The sequence below is a fragment of the Mumia sp. zg.B21 genome (genome assembly GCF_019550855.1).
In the GTDB taxonomy this organism is placed as follows: domain Bacteria; phylum Actinomycetota; class Actinomycetes; order Propionibacteriales; family Nocardioidaceae; genus Mumia.
Map to the genome: position 1 here is coordinate 1,716,787 of NZ_JAHWCJ010000001.1, position 15,874 is coordinate 1,732,660.

Annotated in this window: 19 protein-coding genes and 1 tRNA gene; 10 read left to right on the forward strand and 10 right to left on the reverse strand. The window is 70.5% G+C overall.

What is annotated here, in order from left to right; translation table 11 throughout:
- Positions 1 to 33: 33 nt before the first annotated feature.
- The gene (locus KV100_RS08285) at positions 34 to 942 is read right to left on the reverse strand and encodes a carbohydrate kinase family protein (RefSeq protein WP_220342356.1); all 909 of its coding nucleotides are present in this window, start codon (positions 940 to 942) and stop codon (positions 34 to 36) included.
- Between the two features lie 100 nt (positions 943 to 1,042).
- Between KV100_RS08285 and KV100_RS08290 the strand changes: the two genes are divergently transcribed.
- On the forward strand, positions 1,043 to 1,234 hold the full coding sequence (locus tag KV100_RS08290) for a hypothetical protein (protein WP_220342357.1): 192 nt from the start codon (positions 1,043 to 1,045) through the stop codon (positions 1,232 to 1,234).
- 152 nt (positions 1,235 to 1,386) lie between these two features.
- Positions 1,387 to 1,551 (forward strand): hypothetical protein, encoded by a 165-nt coding sequence (locus KV100_RS08295; protein ID WP_220342358.1) that lies wholly within the window; start codon positions 1,387 to 1,389, stop codon positions 1,549 to 1,551.
- A 52-nt stretch (positions 1,552 to 1,603) separates the two neighbouring features.
- Here KV100_RS08295 and KV100_RS08300 read toward each other — a convergent pair whose 3' ends face one another.
- Together KV100_RS08300 and dcd are read right to left on the reverse strand one after the other, a co-directional pair.
- The gene (locus KV100_RS08300) at positions 1,604 to 2,509 is read right to left on the reverse strand and encodes a pseudouridine-5'-phosphate glycosidase (RefSeq protein WP_220342359.1); all 906 of its coding nucleotides are present in this window, start codon (positions 2,507 to 2,509) and stop codon (positions 1,604 to 1,606) included.
- 15 nt (positions 2,510 to 2,524) lie between these two features.
- Entirely contained in the window at positions 2,525 to 3,100 is a 576-nt protein-coding gene (gene dcd / locus KV100_RS08305) for a dCTP deaminase (RefSeq protein ID WP_220342360.1), read from the reverse strand.
- Positions 3,101 to 3,286: 186 nt separating this feature from the next.
- Here dcd and KV100_RS08310 point away from each other — a divergent pair, with 186 nt between their 5' ends.
- Positions 3,287 to 4,045 (forward strand): hypothetical protein, encoded by a 759-nt coding sequence (locus KV100_RS08310; RefSeq protein WP_220342361.1) that lies wholly within the window; start codon positions 3,287 to 3,289, stop codon positions 4,043 to 4,045.
- Between the two features lie 44 nt (positions 4,046 to 4,089).
- A tRNA-Gly gene (locus KV100_RS08315) sits at positions 4,090 to 4,160 on the forward strand.
- Positions 4,161 to 4,219: 59 nt separating this feature from the next.
- On the opposite strand, the gene KV100_RS08320 is transcribed toward KV100_RS08315, so the two are convergent.
- Positions 4,220 to 4,756 carry an alpha/beta hydrolase gene (locus tag KV100_RS08320; protein ID WP_220342362.1) on the reverse strand — a complete coding sequence of 179 codons (537 nt, stop codon included), beginning with the start codon at positions 4,754 to 4,756 and terminating at the stop codon, positions 4,220 to 4,222.
- A gap of 245 nt (positions 4,757 to 5,001) precedes the next feature.
- Here KV100_RS08320 and KV100_RS08325 point away from each other — a divergent pair, with 245 nt between their 5' ends.
- Positions 5,002 to 6,576: a M20/M25/M40 family metallo-hydrolase gene (locus KV100_RS08325; RefSeq protein ID WP_220342363.1), complete on the forward strand. Its 1,575-nt coding sequence runs from the start codon at positions 5,002 to 5,004 to the stop codon at positions 6,574 to 6,576.
- Between the two features lie 70 nt (positions 6,577 to 6,646).
- Here KV100_RS08325 and KV100_RS08330 read toward each other — a convergent pair whose 3' ends face one another.
- Positions 6,647 to 7,393 carry a hypothetical protein gene (locus KV100_RS08330; protein WP_220342364.1) on the reverse strand — a complete coding sequence of 249 codons (747 nt, stop codon included), beginning with the start codon at positions 7,391 to 7,393 and terminating at the stop codon, positions 6,647 to 6,649.
- A gap of 83 nt (positions 7,394 to 7,476) precedes the next feature.
- On the opposite strand from KV100_RS08330, the gene KV100_RS08335 reads away from it, so the two are divergent.
- Entirely contained in the window at positions 7,477 to 7,698 is a 222-nt protein-coding gene (locus tag KV100_RS08335; protein WP_220342365.1) for a hypothetical protein, read from the forward strand.
- A gap of 31 nt (positions 7,699 to 7,729) precedes the next feature.
- Here the strand turns inward: KV100_RS08335 and KV100_RS08340 are convergent, their stop codons facing one another.
- Positions 7,730 to 8,188, reverse strand: coding sequence for an Rrf2 family transcriptional regulator (locus tag KV100_RS08340; protein ID WP_220342366.1), 459 nt, complete (start codon positions 8,186 to 8,188; stop codon positions 7,730 to 7,732).
- Positions 8,189 to 8,330: 142 nt separating this feature from the next.
- Here KV100_RS08340 and KV100_RS08345 point away from each other — a divergent pair, with 142 nt between their 5' ends.
- Positions 8,331 to 10,202, forward strand: coding sequence for an acyl-CoA dehydrogenase (locus KV100_RS08345; protein ID WP_220342367.1), 1,872 nt, complete (start codon positions 8,331 to 8,333; stop codon positions 10,200 to 10,202).
- Positions 10,203 to 10,287: 85 nt separating this feature from the next.
- On the opposite strand, the gene KV100_RS08350 is transcribed toward KV100_RS08345, so the two are convergent.
- From KV100_RS08350 to KV100_RS08365, 4 genes are read right to left on the reverse strand one after another with little or no spacing between them, the layout of a single operon-like run.
- A complete protein-coding gene (locus KV100_RS08350; protein ID WP_220342368.1) occupies positions 10,288 to 11,247 on the reverse strand; it encodes a hypothetical protein in 960 nt (319 codons plus the stop codon).
- Complete coding sequence (locus KV100_RS08355; RefSeq protein WP_301021972.1) at positions 11,244 to 11,846, reverse strand: RNA polymerase sigma factor; 603 nt, start codon at positions 11,844 to 11,846, stop codon at positions 11,244 to 11,246. The genes KV100_RS08350 and KV100_RS08355 overlap by 4 nt, the downstream gene beginning before the upstream one ends.
- Positions 11,843 to 12,697: an isocitrate lyase/phosphoenolpyruvate mutase family protein gene (locus tag KV100_RS08360; RefSeq protein WP_220342370.1), complete on the reverse strand. Its 855-nt coding sequence runs from the start codon at positions 12,695 to 12,697 to the stop codon at positions 11,843 to 11,845. Before KV100_RS08360 ends, KV100_RS08355 begins: the two co-directional genes overlap by 4 nt.
- Before the next feature lie 50 nt (positions 12,698 to 12,747).
- Positions 12,748 to 13,458, reverse strand: coding sequence for an aspartate/glutamate racemase family protein (locus KV100_RS08365; RefSeq protein WP_220342371.1), 711 nt, complete (start codon positions 13,456 to 13,458; stop codon positions 12,748 to 12,750).
- Between the two features lie 81 nt (positions 13,459 to 13,539).
- Here KV100_RS08365 and KV100_RS08370 point away from each other — a divergent pair, with 81 nt between their 5' ends.
- The 3 genes from KV100_RS08370 to KV100_RS08380 are packed head-to-tail and all read left to right on the forward strand — an operon-like array spanning position 13,540 to position 15,868.
- Positions 13,540 to 14,445 carry a LysR family transcriptional regulator gene (locus KV100_RS08370; RefSeq protein WP_220342372.1) on the forward strand — a complete coding sequence of 302 codons (906 nt, stop codon included), beginning with the start codon at positions 13,540 to 13,542 and terminating at the stop codon, positions 14,443 to 14,445.
- A complete protein-coding gene (locus tag KV100_RS08375) occupies positions 14,442 to 15,245 on the forward strand; it encodes an MBL fold metallo-hydrolase (protein ID WP_255565924.1) in 804 nt (267 codons plus the stop codon). Before KV100_RS08370 ends, KV100_RS08375 begins: the two co-directional genes overlap by 4 nt.
- Before the next feature lie 38 nt (positions 15,246 to 15,283).
- A complete protein-coding gene (locus KV100_RS08380; protein ID WP_220342373.1) occupies positions 15,284 to 15,868 on the forward strand; it encodes a hypothetical protein in 585 nt (194 codons plus the stop codon).
- Positions 15,869 to 15,874: the final 6 nt, after the last annotated feature.

Consider the following 15,874-nt stretch of genomic DNA (forward strand, 5'->3'; position numbering starts at 1 on the left):
TGAGCCGACCCTGGAGACCGCCGTCGTACGGCGTCAGCCGATGACGGGGCGTGACTCCCCCAGCGCGGGGCGTGCGCCGGTACGAGACACCGCGAGAGCGGCCGTCTCCGCCCCTCGGCGCAGCGCCTGCTGCGCGTCGAGGCCGTCCACGCTCGCGGAGAGGAAGCCGGCGGCGAACGCGTCACCCGCGCCGGTGAGGTCCTCGACCTCCGTCTTCTCGGCGCGCTGGCGTACGAGGAAGCCGTCGGGGGTCATCTGGACCGCCCCCGAGGCGCCGAGGGTGGCGACCGCGGTCGGGTACCACCGGCCCAGCGCCAGCAGCGCCCTGTCGGGTTCGTCCTCCCCGGTCATGCATCGCAGCTCGTCGGCGTTGGGCAGAATCACGTCGACCCCGGACGTCCAGTCCACGAACTCCTCGACCCCGGCCTCGCGCAGGAACGCCACCGACCCCGGGTCGACCGACACCACAGCGCCGCGGTCGCGTGCACGGGCGACGATCTCCTGCGCGACCGGACGCGTCGCGGGATCGAAGAACGAGTAGCCGGTGAGGTGGACCCACCGGACGTCCTTCCAGGCCGACAGGGGGACGTCCTTGGTCGACAGGGCGCTGTTCGCGCCGCGGTCGACGAACATCGTCCGCTCTCCCGCCTCGTCGAGGGTGATGACGATCGTGGCGGTGTCGTGCTCCCCGTCGGCGGCGATGCGCGCCTGCACGCCGAAGCGCTCGAGCGACTCCGTGTGCCGGCGTGCGCCGTCCCTGCCGGCACGTCCGACGAACATCACATCGGCACCGAGCGACCCCAGCCACGCCGCGACGTTCGCCGCGGAACCGCCATCGCGCCTGCGGATCACCGCGGGGGTGTCGCTCGCTGGGGTGACAGTCGAGAGGGGCCGGACGATGAGGTCGTCGACCACGTCACCGACCACGAGGATGCGTGCCATGCGTCGAACGCTACCGCCCGGATAATCGGGTGCGCCGGACCTGCCCTCGCCCTAGTGTCGGAGCCAGTTGCCAACGAACGAGCCGCGGAGGGAGGCAGAGATGGATGACTGCACGCACGACATCATGACGCGTCAGCGCGAGGCCTACGTACGCCGCACGCTGGAGCGCCGTCGGCCCGGGACGATCCACCAGGCCTCCTGGCGGGCCCGGGCAGCCGGCGCGGTGCGCCGGCTCGCCGACTCGGTCGACTCCCGCCCAGCGGGGACGACCGCGCCCACTCGTCCGATGTGACCCTCGGTCGCCCCGGATCGACGTGACGCCGAGCGCCGCAGACGCGGCGCCGCCACGACGGTGAATCCTCCCCGTCTACCGCACGAACCACACATCATCGACGTCCCGTACGGGCACGTCGACGACGCCTGCACAGGCATAGGGGCAATGACATGAACGAGTACACCCATCTCCTGCTCACGAACATGCGTGAACGAGAGCTCACCCGCCGACTCGAGCAGCGAGAGCACCTCGGTACGACCTACCGCCCCTCGCTGCGCAACCGGACGGCCAGGACGCTGCACAGGGTCGCCGACCGCCTCGACGGCCAGTCGTGACCGACGACCGTCAGAGCCGACACCACCGAGACCGGTGTCACCGAGACCGGTGTCACCGGTCTCGTGCGCTCCAGGCAGTGGCGATCTCGGCGCCGACTGTGATGTTGTTGGCCGCGATGTCGAGGTTGACCTCGAGGCTCGAGCCGTGGGTCAGCTCGACGATCCGGGCGAGCAGGTAGGGGCTGACGTCCTTGCCGGTGATCGCATCGCGCTCGGCCTCGGCGAGCGCCTGCCGCAGCGCCTCGTCGTGGACCCGCGGGTCCAGCTGCTTGTCGGACGGCAGGGGGTTGGCCACCAGCACCGCGCTCTCACGTCCGAGGGCGTCGTTGGCGGCCATCACCGCAGCGACCGTCGCGGCGTCGGGGACCGCCCAGTCCAGAGTCTCCCCCGACTCCGTCAGCCAGAAGCTCGGGAACTGGTCCGTCCCGTAGCCCAGCACCGTGACGCCGAGGGTCTCGAGGCGCTCCAGGGTCGCCGGGATGTCGAGGATCGACTTCACGCCGGCCGACACCACCGTGATCCGCGTGCCGGCGAGCGTGGTGAGGTCGGCCGACTCGTCGAACGTGGCGCTCGCCCCTCGGTGCACCCCACCCAGGCCGCCGGTGGAGAACACGCGGATCCCCGCCCGGGCCGCGAGGAAGGCCGTGGCCGCGACCGTCGTGGCACCGGAGGTCCGGGTCGCCATCGCGACGGGAAGGTCGCGTACGGACACCTTCACCACGGAGTCGTCGAGGGCGATCCGCTCGAGCGCGGCGTCGTCGAGCCCCACGTGCGGCTCCCCGTCGAGCACGGCGATCGTCGCGGGGACGACGTCGCGCTTGCGCAGGATCTCCTCGAAGTCACGGGCCGCCTGCAGGTTGCGGGGTCGTGGCAGGCCGTGGGAGATGATCGTCGACTCGAGCGCGACGACAGGTCGGCCGGCCTCGCAGGCAGCGGCGACGTCGGGGTGGATCCTCATCCGAGCGGTCTCTCCTCAGATCGTGGCGCGATAGAAGTTGGCGAAGGAACGCGAGGGCGTGGGACCGCGTTGGCCCTGGTAGCGCGACCCGTACTTCTCGGAGCCGTACGGGTGCTCGGCCGGCGACGAGAGCCGGAAGAAGCAGAGCTGGCCGATCTTCATGCCGGGGTAGAGCTTGATCGGGAGCGTCGCCACGTTGGCGAGCTCGAGCGTGACGTGCCCGTCGAACCCGGGGTCGACGAACCCTGCCGTGGCGTGGGTCAGGAGACCGAGACGCCCGAGCGACGACTTGCCCTCGACCCGGGCGGCGACGTCGACAGGGAGGGCGACCCGCTCGTACGTCGACCCCAGGACGAACTCGCCGGGGTGCAGGATGAACGGTCCACCGTCGGCCGCCGTGACCTCTTTGGTGAGATCGGACTGGTCCTCTGCGGGGTCGATGTGCGGATAGCGATGGTTCTCGAAGACCCGGAAGAACTTGTCGAGGCGGACGTCGATGCTGGACGGCTGCATCATCTCCTCGTCGTAGGGATCGAGGACGATCCGTCCTTCGTCGAGCTCGGCTCGGATGTCGCGGTCGGAGAGCAGCACAGACCGACGGTAGCGCAGGTCTGTGGACGGAGGCCTTGGCTGACCCCGGGTGGATGTGCTTCACTTCCGAGGTCCCCCCTGCTCTCCACGGAAGGTGAACTTGTGGCTACCCCCGGCCGCAGGAAGGCTCACCGCGCCCCCCGCAAGCGCAAGACGAGCCCGACGTCGTCCAGGATCCGTCCTTCCGTGACGGTCACGCCCGAGACCCCGCACGAGCGCCTGGAGGCTCTGCCTCTGCGCTCCGCCCGTCGCCGACCCGCCGCGCTGGCCGGTCTTCTGCTCGCAGGAGTGGCGACCGTGGCCGCTTCTGCCCCGCAGGCGATCAGCACGACCGCTGCCAACGTCGAGGGCGCGTCGACCAGCGGCATCGTGATCCGGTCCGCCCCCAGCCTCGAGCAGCACATCGCCGAGCGTCGTGAGATCGCCGTCACGCGCTCGAGCGGACGTGCGGCCCTCACCGCCCCCGGCAAGCAGGTGGTCGCCGGCGTCGCCGAGGCCACCGCAGAGCCGGAGGAGGAGGACGCGGCCGAGACCGAGGGCGCAGACTCCGAAAGCCCCGACACCAGCACGCCGAGCGGATCGGTCTCGGGCAAGCCGTGCGCCAGCGGCTCCTCGGTCGAGAGCGGCCTCTCCTCGAACGCGATCGCCGTCCACCGGGCGGTGTGCGCCGAGTTCCCCAGCGTCTCCTCGTACGGCGGGGTCCGCGCGGGAGACGGCGGCGAGCACGGCACCGGACGCGCGCTCGACATCATGGTGAGCGGCTCGACCGGTGACGCGATCGCCGCCTTCGTGCGCGCGAACGCCTCCAAGCTCGGCGTCTCAGAGGTCCTCTGGGCGCAGAAGATCTGGACTACCCAGCGTGCCTCCGAGGGCTGGCGCCCGATGGAGGACCGCGGCTCGTCGACAGCGAACCACTACGACCACGTCCACGTGACGGTGAGCTGAGCGGCACCTATATAGTGGTCGGCGTCGCCTCGGCGACGACGCCCGCGGGCGTAGTTCAATGGCAGAACATCAGCTTCCCAAGCTGATAGTGCGGGTTCGATTCCCGTCGCCCGCTCCCTTCACGAAGGCCCTGGCCGAGACGACAACAGTCCCGGCCAGGGCCTTTGCTGTGAACTAGCTCGACCAACCGAGGCCGTCGACGAACTCCTCCACCGCGGTCACGACGCGACCCAGGACAGCGACCGAGTCGGTCAGCGGGCCGGGGACGTACATGCCGTGATCGGCGCCCTCGACCTCGAGCACCCGCGCCGAGAGGCGGCGCGCGGCGTCGGCGTCCCACAGTGGGTCCGCCGTGCCTCCCACGAGCAGGAACGGCGCGGTTGCGCGGCTCAGGGCGTCGACCACCCACGGGAGGGTGAGTAGCGGCGTGATCCACACGGCGGGCAACGATCTTTCCGCGGCGATCGCCGCGGCATTCGTGCCCAGGGACTTGCCGATCAACAGCGGTCGGCCGCCCACGTGGTCGATGAGAGGAACGACCTCGCCGCAGACCCAGTGCTCGATCCCCGGCTGATCGAGAGCCGAGGGCTGTCGGAACCACGAGTGCCGGTGCACGGTCGCGCCCCGCCGCTCTGCGACGTCACCGGCATACATCAGCAGCGGCGCGCCCGGTCCGAATCGAGCGCCGGGGATCACGACGACGTCGGTCATGCGGAGACCGTACCGACCGCGAGGCCACTTCGGGGCCATCGTCGTTCGTCGAGCAAGACCTTGTGCCCACCGTGCGATCAGTTCATTCGTCGCTGGCAGCGATTCGCCAGGTTCTCGCCCGCGCCGCCTGGCTCGCGCGGCGAGTTGCTGCCACGAACGGGACATTTCGGTTGCTGCCCCTGTTGCTGTCTCGTCGGCTGGCCTAAGTTGAGGCGGTCCAACACGACTCAACGAGGAGGTCCGTAGTGCGAAGAGCACTTACCGGAGCCCTGGGAGCAGCCGTCGCCGCCACCTTGGTGACCACTGCAACACCGGCAGCGGCAATCGACGACGTCAACACGACGCAGCTCCGCAAGGCTGTCACCGTCAACGGCATCCTGAAGCACGCACGTGCGCTTCAGGTCATCGCCAACCAGAACGACGGGACGCGCGCCTCCGGGCTCCCCGGCTACGAGGCATCCGTCGACTACGTCACCAAGCAGCTCCGCCGATCGGGCTACTCGGTCAAGAAGCAGGCCTTCACGTTCTCGTTCTTCCGGTCGCTCTCCGAGCCGACCCTCTCGCAGGTGTCGCCGACGGCCACCGACTACGAGACCGACATCTACAGCTACTCCGGCGGCGGTGAGGTGACCGGCGTCGTCGTGCCCGCGAACGACAACGTCATCCCCGCGACCGAGGAGCCGAGCAGCACCGCCGGATGCACCCCGGGCAGCTTCGATCCCGCGCCGGCCGAGGACGCGATCGCGCTCGTCCAGCGCGGCGGCTGCGACTTCGCCGTCAAGGTCGACAACGCCGCGGCGGCGGGCTACGACGCCGTGATCATCTTCAACGAGGGCAACCCGGGCCGTACCGAGCTGTCCATCGGGACCCTCGGCGATCCCAAGGACATCCCGGTCGTCGGGCTGTCCTACGCCGACGCCGTGGCACTGCTCGAGCAGGCCGCCGCAGGCCCCGTGACGCTCTCGGTCTCGACCGAGGTGGAGACCGATCCCAACCGCACCACGTGGAACGTGATCGCGGACCTCTCGCCGAAGGACCTCAAGAAGGTCAAGAACAAGGACCAGGTCGTCGTCGTGGGCGCCCACCTCGACTCCGTCCCCGAGGGCCCCGGCATCAACGACAACGGCAGCGGCTCGGCCGGCACGCTCGCGATCGCACAGGCGATGTCGGACCTCAAGCTGACCAAGAAGCTGTCCCGCCCGGTGCGCTTCGCGTTCTGGGGTGCTGAGGAGTCCGGTCTGCTCGGAGCCGAGCACTACGTCGCGTCGCTGAGCGATCAGCAGCGCTCGAAGATCTACGCGAACCTCAACTTCGACATGATCGGGTCGCCGAACTACGTCCGCTTCGTCTACGACGGCGACGGCTCCTCCGGCGGTCCGGTCGGTCCGCCCGGATCCGACGTCATCGAGACGATCTTCACGGACTACTTCGAGAGCCAGGGTCTGGCGAGCGAGCCGACCGACTTCGACGGACGCTCCGACTACGGGCCGTTCATCGCGGCCGGCATCCCGGCGGGCGGTCTCTTCTCGGGCGCCGAGGGTGTGAAGACGCCGGAGGAGGCAGCCGTCTACGGCGGTACGGCCGGCGAGTGGTACGACCCGTGCTATCACCAGGCCTGCGACGACATCACCAACCTCAGCGTGAAGGCGCTCAACGAGCTCGGCGACGCCGCTGCGCACGCGACCTTGACGTTGACGAAGTCGAAGTCCGGTCTCTTCCCCGACGGCAGCCGCAAGGCGAACGCTGCGGCGTCGGCGAAGGCCCAGGCCCTGTCCGCGCCGGCCCCGGCACGGCATCAGGGTCACGCGGCGACGCGCTGAGCCGACCGACCGGTTCACCATCTGACCGATGCCCCTCCGCTCCCTCGGGCGGAGGGGCATCGGTGTGTCCTCAGTCGTTCGGCACGCGCTGGACCGCGAGGAGCGCCTCGCCGAGAGCCCTCACACCATCCTCGCCGACGACGTCACCGAGGAGACCCAGGAACGCGCCTTCGAGCGCGCTCTGCGCATCGCGCCAGCGGCCGGAGTCGCTGGGCCGCTGGCGCAGCCTCGCCTCGGCGATCTCGTCGTCGTTCCACCCGAGCGTGGACATGCGCTCGGCGCCTGCGCCCGGATCGACGAGCATCGCGCGCGGGACGGAGAGCCCGACCAGGCCGAGGGCGGCGAAGTACTGACCCCCCCGGATCTCCCGCACCGCCATCGCCGCCTGCGCCAACCGTGCCGGGACGTCGTTCGGGCGCTCGGCCCGCTGCCAGCCCTGAGCCAGCAGCATCGGCGCCAGGTCGGCCTCGTCGAGCACCTGCTCGAGCAGGGCCGTGGCGCGACCTGCCGCCTTGTCGTCCACGAGGTTCTCGCGGCCCCACCGGTGACACACGTCGAGGTAGGCGTCCACCGCGGCCTGTGGCGCCGTCTCGGCACTGCGCTCCCAGACGCTGTCGACCACACGCCGGGAGAAGATCCCCAGGACGTCGAAGGCCGCGTCCGTCGAGACGTCGCCGAGGACGCCGACGCGCCCGCGGAAGTAGAGGGCTGAGGCCGGCATGCCGGCCTCCTTGGAGGTCGACCGGATCATGGTCGACGTCATGAAGGTGCTGCCGAGTGTGTTGAGCGCGTCGCGCCAGGGGTTCGCGGGGGGCATGGGTGCACGGTAGCCGCCCCCAGAGGCCCCGCGCAGGGCGCCGTCGCTAGACTCGGCGGGACTTCTCCCTGAGGAGGTCCCCCTTGCTCGTCCTGCGAATCCTCGCGGCCAACGCCGCTGTCGTCGTGGTGTGGATCGCGGCGCTCTCGGCGCTCGGCTTCCGGGCGATCCCGATGGAGGTGGCCCTTCTCGCGATGGGACTCATCACCTCGTCACTCCTCGTGACGCGCGCGGTGATGGCGCGCGAGCGCCGCCGCGTCCCGGTCCCCGGGCTGATCGAGGAGCCCGCGCGCCTCGAGCCGTGAGCGGATCCGCTCGGCCCGTCGTCTCAGCGACTCAGTGCGGCTGCCACGCGTCTTCGTCCGTGGTCATCGCCTCCACCGCATCCGGGAGGACCCCGTCGGCGAGGTGCTGGATCGTCACCGACTCGAAGACCTCACGGAGACTCGCCCGGGCGGCGATCCACACGTGCTGCAGCACCTCTGCCGACCCGGTGTAGGCCACGGACTCGGGCCGCAGTCCGTACACGCTCACGAGAGGGCCGTCGACCGCACGGATGACGTCGGCGACGGTGATCTCGGTGGCGGCCCGGGCAAGGCGCCAGCCACCGGACTGGCCGCGCTGGCTGACGACGATCCCCGAACGACGGAGGTCGGCGAGGATCGCCTGGAGGAAGCCGTGGGGGATCTCCTGCTTGCGCCCGATCTCCTCGGCAGAGACCGGGGAGGCATCGTCGCGGCTGGTGATCTCGATCAGGCCCCGGAGGGCGTAGTCGGACTTGGTGGAGACCCGCATGGCTGAAGTCTCCCAGATCCCTCGACGTACCCCGGTTCGGCGCCCCGGGGTTGCGTCGGTTACCCGCGAGTAGGACACTTGTTATTACTCGCGAGTAATCCGCTGCGTGCGAGGCAGCACGAAAGACTAAGGACCTGTCGCCGTGAGCCACTACAAGAGCAACCTTCGCGACATCGAGTTCAACCTCTTCGAGGTCTTCGGCCGCGACGAAGTCTTGGGGAAGGGCCTGTTCGAGGACCTCGACGTCGACACCGCCAAGAGCATCTTGAGCGAGATCGACCGGATGGCGCGCGAGGACCTCGCCGTGTCCTTCGCCGAGGCCGACCGCAACCCCCCGGTCTACGATCCCGAGGCCTGCACCGTCACGATGCCGGCCGGCTTCGCCAAGAGCTACAAGACGTGGATGGACTCGGAGTGGTACCGCCTCCAGCTCCCGGTCGAGCTCGGCGGTCAGCCTGCTCCCGCGTCGCTCGTGTGGTCCACCGCAGAGCTGGTGCTCGGTGCCAACCCCCCGGTCTGGATGTACTCGGCCGGCCCGAACTTCGGCTCCATCCTGCACCGCAACGGCACCGACCGTGACAAGAAGATCGCGCAGCACATGGTCGACCGCAAGTGGGGCGCCACGATGGTCCTCACCGAGCCCGACGCCGGGTCCGACGTCGGCGCCGGCCGCACGAAGGCGTACCTCCAGGAGGACGGCACCTGGAACATCGAGGGTGTCAAGCGCTTCATCACCTCCGCCGAGCACGACATGAGCGAGAACATCATCCACCTGGTGCTCGCGCGCCCGGTCGGCATCGAGGGCGTCGGCGGCCCCGGCACCAAGGGCCTGTCGCTCTTCATCGTCCCCAAGTACGGCTTCGACCTCGACACCGGTGAGCTCGACGGCACCCGCAACGGCGCCTACGTCACCAACGTCGAGAAGAAGATGGGCATCAAGGTCTCGACGACCTGCGAGGTCACCTTCGGCGACCCGTCGGTCGGCAACGGCGCTCCGGCCAAGGGCTGGCTGCTCGGTGAGGTGCACAACGGCATCGCCCAGATGTTCCAGGTCATCGAGAACGCCCGCATGCTGGTCGGCACCAAGGCCATCGCGACGCTCTCGACCGGCTACCTCAACGCCCTCGAGTACGCCAAGGAGCGCATCCAGGGTGCCGACATGCTCGACCCGGCCAAGGACGCGCCGCGGGTGACGATCACCCACCACCCGGACGTGCGTCGCTCGCTGATGACCCAGAAGTCGTACTCCGAGGCGCTGCGCTCGCTGGTCATCTACACCGCGACCTGGCAGGACCGCGTGATGATGTCCGAGGCGGCCGGCGAGGAGGACACGCTCGCCGAGCGCGTCAACGACCTGCTGCTGCCGATCGTCAAGGGCTACGGCTCCGAGCGCTCGTGGGTCCTGCTCGGGACGGAGTCGCTCCAGACCTTCGGCGGCTCGGGCTTCCTTCAGGACTACCCGGTCGAGCAGTACGTCCGTGACGCCAAGATCGACACCCTGTACGAGGGCACCACCGCGATCCAGGGGCAGGACCTCTTCTTCCGCAAGATCGTCAAGGACCAGGGCCAGGCGATCGCCCACATGGCGCAGGAGATCCAGTCGTTCATCGGCTCGGAGGCGGGCAACGGCCGCCTCAAGGTCGAGCGCGAGCTCCTCGCCAAGGGTCTCGAGGACGCCCAGGGCATCCTCGGCGCGGTCTTCGGTCAGATGATGTCGGCCAACCCGGCCGACGGTGGCGACCCGAAGAACGTCTACAAGGTGGGGCTCAACAGCACCCGCCTGCTCATGGCGCTCGGTGACGTGGTCTGCGCGTGGCTGCTGCTGCGCGGCGCCGAGGTCGCCCTCGCGAAGCTCGAGGGCGCCGTCTCGCCGGCGGACAAGCACTTCTACGAGGGCAAGATCGCCGCGGCGCAGTTCTTCGCGCGCCAGGTCCTCCCGAAGCTCGCCGCCGAGAAGGCCATCGCCGAGGCGATCGACCTCGACGTGATGGAGCTCGACGAGGCTGCGTTCTGACGACCTGACGAACATCTCGACAGAAGGACCCGACTGTTCGCCCCGGAGACGGGGGAACGTCGGGTCCTTCTGTCGGGTCCTCGTCTCAGGACGACGGACCTGAGCAGGTGCGCGAGCTGATCACGTCCTTGGGTCGGACCAACTCGCACAGATCCCAGCTGCGGTCGTCCGTACGGGTGGTGCCCGGGCTCTTGCTGATCCCGCCACCGTTCTCCTGGTCTCCCGGCGCGTCCAGCAGGTTGCCGTCGTCGTCGAGCACCTGCGTCTCGAGGGTCAACGCGCGCACCCCGACGAGATCACGCTTCGCGATCCGCGCCTGGAGGAAGACGTAGCCGTCGACAGCCCGAGCCACGTGCCACGGACCGGCCTGCCCGTCGACGACGAAGCGCCGGCGCATGGACGCCACCCGCTCGTCGACCTGGTAGGTGTCCCCGGCGTACCCGAGGGCGTAGCCGCCCGGACCGTCGACCGGGACCGCAGGATGCGTCGTGTCGTTGGCGTTCCTGGTCGACTTGCTCCCCGGCCCACGCATCAGCGCGGAATCCATCCCGACGGTGGTGCCCCGGTAGCGCAGCGGGATCTCGCACCCGATGCGCTGCCCCGTCGCGGAGTCCTCGGCGACGACGACCGCCGTCCGGCCGAGGCCGGTCATCCCGCGTTGCACCTGGGCGGACAGCACCTCCTCCGGCTCGAACACCGAGCGTCTGCTCCCCATCCCCTTCGCGCAGTCGGTGGCGAGAGCGGCGGCCTCCTCGCGCGGGAGGTCACGCAGCCACAGCTCGACATCGGGCTGGGCGGGCTCCGGTCGCGCCGTCGGCGACGCCGCGACCTCGGACTCCGGGACGGCGGGCGGCGAGGTCGCGGGGTCGTCGCCGGCGAAGGCCAGGCTCAGGCCGATGACCGCCGCCGCCGCCACGGACGCCACGGCCGGGCCCGCCCAGCCACGTGTGATCGGGCGGCGGCCCCGGGATGCCGTCGCGACGATCTGCGCGGCGCGCTCGTCCTTGTCGGTGAGCACTCGCTCGGTCGGAAGCTCGATCCTCATGACCGCTCCTCACGTTGCAGGATGACTGACTGCTCGCCGAGGCGCGCACGGGCGCGAGCGAGCCGGGACTTCACCGTGCCGACAGGCAGCCCGAGCGCCTCGGCGGCCTCCTGCATCGAGCAGCCCGACCACCACACCAGCTCCACCACGACCCGCTGGCCGGCGGGCAGCCGACCGACGACGGCGCGGATCTCACGCATCCGTCGTTCGCTGTCGACGTCGGCCGCTACCCCGTCGGCGTGGTCGTGGTCGATCTCGTTCAACGGCACCTTGCGCCTCAGCGCCGCCAGCCGCCGACGCCCACGCAAGGCGTTGGCGCACTCCTGCGACGCCATCGCGAGCAGGACGCCGCGAGCGGACTCGCCCCTGAGCTCGTCGACCCGTCCGTCAGCGGCCCGCCGCCACAGGGCGACGAACGTGGCCTGCGCGACGTCCTCGGCGGTCGCCCAGCACGCCACCCGGCGGAACGCGAAGTTGTAGACCGCGTCGCCGTACCGGGTGAACAGCTCGGCGAACGCGTGCTCGCTCCCCGATCGCAGCTGTGCCCACACCTCCTGATCGGGGTGCGGGTCGATGCGGTCCTCCACCTGGCTGCTCACACCCTGGAGAGTCCACCACCGACGATCGGGTTCCCTCGACGCCCCGCGATCAGATCGTTGAGCCATCCGTAGTCGACCGCGCCCGCGGTCGCGCCGTAGGTGCCGCTCGACGCCATCTCCTCGACCGCGCGCTGGACCACGGCGTAGGCGGCCTGCGCCACGCTCGACCCCAGACTCACCCGTGCCACCCCGAGACGGCCGAGGTCGTCGATGCTGAGTGCTCCGGGTCCGACCATGACGTTGACGGGGACGGGGAGCGCGGCCGTGAGGGCACCGATGCACTCGGCGGTGGAGGCACCGGGGACGAAGATGCCGTCCGCACCGGCCTCGATGTAGCGGTCGGCGCGCGCGAGCGCCTCGGCGAGCTGCTCGTCGGGGGAGCCGACCGCTGCGAGGAAGACGTCTGTACGAGCGTTGATGAACATCGGCACGCCGGCGGCGTCGGCAGCTCGTCTCGCCGCGACGATCCTCGCGACGAGCTCCTCCGGACCGCGGTCGCCGTCCTCGATGTTGATGCCCACGGCCCCCGCGTCCAGGATCACAGCCACGGTCTCGCCGACGCCGTCGGCCGACGCCGCGTAGCCGCCCTCGACGTCGACGGTGACGGGCACGTCGACCGCGGCAGCGATCGCGGACACGACGGCCGTACCCCTTGCACGGTCCAGCTGGTTGCCGTCCGGCCTCCCCAAGGCCCAGGCGACTCCCGCGCTGGTCGTCGCGACCGCCGACGCACCGGCTTCCTCGGCGACGACCGCGCTCGCTACGTCCCAGACGTTGGTCAGGGCCAGCGGTCGCGTCCCTTCATGGAGTGAGCGGAAGCGGGCGGCCTTGTCGTTGCTCGTCGCGTTCATCGCCCTAGTACACCGGGATCGCAGCACTCCGGGCTGGCGGATATCGGACGTCACCAGCGAGTCGCGGTCACCGTCCCCAAGGCCAGGCGGCCGAGCTCCCGTGCGTGCACCTCGACACTGTCGACGAGGGGAACTGGGACTTCGTGGGGCTGGATCAGCAGACCGATCTCGGTGCAGGCGAGCACGACCGCATCCGCACCCTGGTCAGCCAACCGCTGGATGGTGTCGATGTACGCCGACCGGGAGGCGACCTGCACGATCCCCTTGGTCAGCTCGTCGAAGATGATGGTGTCGGACATCTCGCGGTCAGCCTCGTCGGGGATGACCGAGTCGATCCCGTGCCGAGCCAGCCGCCCGGCGTAGAAGTCCTCCTCCATCACCCACCGGGTGCCCAGGATGCCGAGCGTCCGCCACCCGTTGCGGGCCGCCTCCGCGGCGACGGCGTCCGCGATGTGAGCGAGTGGGACGTCGATGCCGGCTTCGACCTCGGGGGCGACCTTGTGCATCAGGTTCGTGCAGATCGCCACCGTGGTCGCTCCGCTGCGGACGCAGCGCTGCCCTGCCTCGGTCAGCAGAGCCGCGGCCGAAGCCCAGTCACCGCGGATCTGGCACTGGCGGATCTCCTCGAAGTCGAGCGACTCGAGCGTGATCCGCGCGGAGGCGTGACCGCCTCTCGCGGCGGCCACGATCTCGTTGATGATCCGGTAGTAGGTCGCGGTCGAGTGCCAGCTCATGCCGCCGATCAGTCCTAAGGTCTCCATGCCTCCATGCTGTTCCGACCCTGGCGTCCCCGGAAGCCCACACTTGCCGAGGGCATCTCTTAGCGCCTCTAATGGGTCGAGATGGACCCACGACGTGTGCTCATGTTCCGTGTCGTCGCTCGTACGGGCTCGCTCAGTGCCGCGGCCCGCGAGCTCGGCACCACGCAGTCGGCCGTCAGCCAGCAGCTGAGACAGCTGGAGCGCGAGGCCGGCGGCCCGCTCCTGCTGCGGACCGCGCGGGGGACACAGCTCACCGAGGCCGGCGCCTCCCTGCTGGGGCACGCCGACGTCATGCACGGGGCCCTGCACCTCGCCGGCGAGGAGCTCGGTGCGCTGGCGCAGAGGCACAGCGGGGTCGTACGCCTCGCGTCCTTCCCCTCGGGTGTCGCGACCTTCGTGCCACCGGCCGTACGCTCGCTGCGCGCCGACCACCCCGGTGTGGGGGTCTCCCTGGTCGAGACCGAGCCGCCCGAGGCGTGGGCGTCGGTGCTTGCCGGCGAGACCGACGTAGCCCTGGTCTTCGGCTACGACGGCCCGCCGGACGACGACGGCTCGCTCAGCTGGGCGCCGCTCGGGGTGGAGCCGATCCACCTCGTGATCCCGCCCGGTACGGCGCCGACCGAGCTCGACACCCCGTGGCTCGCCGAGCAGGACTGGGTCGCCGGCTGCGCTCGATGCCGTCAGCACCTCGTGTCCTGCTGTCACGGCGCAGGCTTCGAACCGCGACTGCTCCACGAGAGCGACGACTACGTCGCGGTCCAGAACCTGGTGGCGCACGGGTTCGGAGTGACCGTCCTGCCGCAGCTCGCCCTCTCGGCGTTCCGACACCCCGATGTCGAGGTACGGCGGTCCACACTGTTCGGCGAGCGGCACGTCGGGATGGTCCACCGCAGAGGCGCGGAGGCCGTCCCCGTCATCCGCGCGTTGATGGAGCGCCTGCAGGTCTGCGCCCGGGGGCTGCTCGGGGCGAGCGCGGCCGGGTCATGATGCCGTCCCTCCTGCCCCGTCACGACGGCGAGGTGCTGGTGGTCGGAGGCCCGACGCTGGTGATGGACCTGGGCGGGTTGCGCATCGTCAGCGACCCCACCTTCGACGACCCGGGACCGCACGGCTACCTCACGAAGACCTCGGGCCCGGTCGTGACCGAGGGCCAGCTGGCCGACGTCGACATGGTGTTGGTGAGCCACGACAACCACGCCGACAACCTCGACGACCGTGGCCGTGCCTTTGCGATGGCGGCTCCGCTGCTGCTCACCACGACCGGTGGCGCAGAACGCCTCGGCTCTCCAGCGCAAGGCCTCGCCGCCTGGGAGACACGGAGGTTCCCCCGGCCCTACGACGGTGAGCTGACTGTCACCGCCGTACCGGCCGTGCACGGCCCCGAGGACGGCGAGCGGGACGCGGAGGGCAACGTCAACTGCCAGGTCGTCGGATTCGTCCTCGCCGGAGCCGGTCTGCCGACCGTCTACGTCAGCGGTGACAACGCGTCGGTCCGGACCGTCGCCGAGACCGCCCGGCGCGTCCCCGGCATCGACGCGGCGGTCCTCCACGCCGGCGCGGCCCGCGTCCCGGGGAAGTTGCGCGGGCGCCCGGTCAGCCTCGACAGCGTCCGCACGGCTGCGGCAGCCGCGATCCTGTCCGACCCGGTCACCATCCCCGTCCACTACGACGGGTGGGCGCACTTCACCGAGGGTCGCGACGCGATCGTCTCCGCGTTCGACGACGCCGGCCTCGCTGCCGTCCTGCGCATCGCCGACCACGGCACCTGGATCCCGCTGACGCCCTAGCGCCTCCGGCCCGGAGAGGGCACCGATACGCTCGCGCCATGGTCCAGCCCGTCACCTCGCGCGAGCCACGACGCCCGCGGCGGCTCTCTCGAGGCTGGTACGCCGTCGGCGCGGTGATCGCCCTCGTCGGGCTCGCCGGCGCACTCGTCCTCGGTCTCGGCGCCGTGGGCGTCGCCCGCGACGCAGCCGTGACGGCGCTGCCCGACGACAGCTCCGTCACCGTGACCAAGAACCGCCTCGCGGTGTGGGTGCGAGCCGACGTCCCCGCGGAAGCCACGGGTGCCGACCTCGGTGTCGCGTGCGACCTGATCCCCCAAGGCGGGCCCGTCATCGAGGTTCCCGCGCTGCGCAACCAGTCCGCGGCGGTCGGTGGGTGGCACCTCGTGGCGCTGTCGGCACGAGACTCGACGACCGGCTGGGTCGGCACGGAGGCCACGCTGTCGTGCGACGCGACCGACCCACGGCTGGCGACGGCCACGTGGGGCACGGGCAAGCAGCCGCAGGTGCTCGGCGTCGTCGCGCTGTCCCTCGGTGCGCTCGCGTTCGGCGTCGGCGGCGTCGTCGTCGGGACGCTCGCGGCGCTCCTGGTGTGGCTCGCGCGGAGGCGGACGCTGCGGCCCTGAGCCGCG